The sequence below is a fragment of the Bacillus cereus group sp. BceL062 genome (assembly GCF_051780025.1).
Classification (GTDB): domain Bacteria; phylum Bacillota; class Bacilli; order Bacillales; family Bacillaceae_G; genus Bacillus_A; species Bacillus_A toyonensis.
This window is the reverse complement of the sequence record NZ_JBPWGY010000053.1, coordinates 1-559: the sequence shown is the minus strand read 5'-3', so window position 1 is coordinate 559 and position 559 is coordinate 1. Positions and strand designations below refer to the sequence as shown.

Here is a 559-nt window from a genome sequence, read left to right as displayed (position 1 = left end):
CTATCAGAACAGAATATATTTATGGTGATGGGGTATCGCCGATTTGGAAAGCGAAATAAAGACGTTCCGAAAAGCCAATTTAAATATGTAAAAGAAATGAATGTATTTGCTTGTCCGATGGGATGTATTTTAGAATATACGACAACGGATCGCGAAGGATATCGTCAATATAAATCAAATCCAGAAGACTGCGCTGTTTGTCCGCTACGTGAGGTATGCTTTTCAAAAAAACAAAAACAAAAAGTTATCACTCATCATATATGGGAAAAATATAAAGATATCGCTAGAAAAAACAAACTAACAGCTACAGGGAAAAGACTGTATAAAGTACGCTGTTCAACTATAGAGCGAAGCTTTGCGGATGCCAAAGAACTACATGGCTATCGATATGCTCGGTTTCGAGGGCTGAAGTCTGTCCAAATGCAAGCTTACCTCACCGCAGCTTGTCAAAACATGAAAAAAATAGCCCTTCACCTAACCAAAAAAGGTCTGGTGGAGGGCTGTTTTTCTAAAATTTATTATTTTATATTGTTTTCATTTACTAAAATTAAAAAGGATT

The 559-nt window shown here is 36.0% G+C and carries 1 protein-coding gene; it reads left to right on the top strand.

The features are described from left to right. A partial coding sequence (locus tag ACS2MN_RS30990; RefSeq protein ID WP_438894975.1) for a transposase occupies window positions 1-559 on the top strand: 559 nt, incomplete at both ends.